The sequence below is a fragment of the Streptomyces sp. LHD-70 genome, assembly GCF_031157275.1.
In the GTDB taxonomy this organism is placed as follows: Bacteria; Actinomycetota; Actinomycetes; order Streptomycetales; family Streptomycetaceae; genus Streptomyces.
In genome coordinates this window covers 1-1,452 of record NZ_JAVIFW010000055.1, presented here as the reverse complement: position 1 = coordinate 1,452, position 1,452 = coordinate 1, and the positions used below count along the sequence as shown (strand labels likewise).

Annotated in this window: 1 protein-coding gene; it reads right to left on the bottom strand. The window is 68.4% G+C overall.

Features of this window, described 5'->3' with window-relative positions:
• Window positions 1-115 precede the first annotated feature (115 nt).
• Window positions 116-1,324 carry an IS701 family transposase gene (locus tag RCO28_RS39230; protein ID WP_308946202.1) on the bottom strand — a complete coding sequence of 403 codons (1,209 nt, stop codon included), beginning with the start codon at window positions 1,322-1,324 and terminating at the stop codon, window positions 116-118.
• Between the last annotated feature and the right edge of the window lie 128 nt (window positions 1,325-1,452).

Genomic DNA, 1,452 nt, shown 5'->3' with positions numbered 1-1,452 from the left:
CTAGTAGTGCTTGGTCAGGTTGGTGCGGGGTCGGGGATGCCGCGGTGACAGGTGGGGCAGGCGCCGGTCCAGAGCGCGAGGAGTAACTGCACTTCGCGGACGACTCGGTAGAGGCTCAGGCCGACGCCGTTTCTTTTGGGGACCGGGTGAGTCGTTGGAGTGTGCAGAAGGCGTGGGCGACCGAGACGAGAGTGACGTGGTGGTGCCAGCCCGGCCAGGTGCGGCCCTCGAAGTGGGCCAGGCCCAGGGCCTGTTTCATCTCGCGATAGTCGTTTTCGATCCGCCAGCGCAGTTTCGCAGTGCGCACAAGGGTGGGCAGTGGGGTGTTCTCGGGCAGGTTGGATAGCCAGAACTGCACGGGCTCGTCCTGGTCGGCAGGCCATTCGGCCAGCAGCCAGCGCAGCGGCAGTTCGGTGCCGGGGGTGGCTTTGCGGATCTGGCGTCCGGCGGGCCGGATCCGCAGGGCCACGAAGCGCGAGTACATGCGCTTGTGTCCGCTGCGGCCACTGCCCGGCCGCGAGCCCTCGCGCCACTGCACCGGCCGTGCGGCGCGTTTGCCAGCCGCAATGACCAGTGCCTTCACGGTCTTCGCCGCCACGGGGTAGGCCGGCCCCGGTCGTCGGCCCCGGCCGGGGTAGGCCGGAGTGCACGGCCGTGCATGCTCGGGCTGGGCGGTGGTCGTGGTCGAGATGCCCACCACATAGTCGAGTCCGCGCTCTTCCAGGCCGAGCCGGAACGCGGCGGTATCCCCGTAGCCGCCGTCGGCGATGACCTGCGGCACCTCGATGCCCCAGGACCGTGTCTCGTCGATCATGTCGAGGGCCAGCTGCCACTTCTCGACATGACCCACCTCGGTGGGGATCCCGCACTTCGCACGTCGTTTCGCCTTGGCCGGATCGGCCTTCGGCGAGGCGGGATCCCAGCTCTCGGGCAGGAAAAGGCGCCAGTTCACAGCCGCCGAGGCGCCGTCTGCGGCCAGGTGCAGCGAGACCCCGGCCTGGCAGTTGGTGACCTTGCCCGCGGTGCCGGTGTACTGCCGGGTCACGCACGCGGACGCGTCCCCGTCCTTGAGGAACCCGGTGTCATCGATGATCAAAGCGGTGGGCTTGACGACCGGCTGCATACGCCAGGCCAAACGGGCCCGCACATGCGCCGCATCCCACGGACTGGAAGTGACGAAGTGGGCCAGGGCCTGCCGGTTGCCGTCCTCGCCCAGCCGGGCGGCCATCGGCTCCACCGACTTACGCCCGCCATCCAGAAGCAAGCCCCGCAGATAGACCCCACCCCACCGGCGCTGATCCACCCGCGAGAACGGCTCGAACATCTCCGCCGCGAAGTCCTCCAGATCACACCGGACCGCGGCCAACTCCCCACCCAGCACACCCGGTCAACGACACCACCGATCAAGAAGACACGCCATCGTCAAACGCACATGACCAAGCACTACTAGGA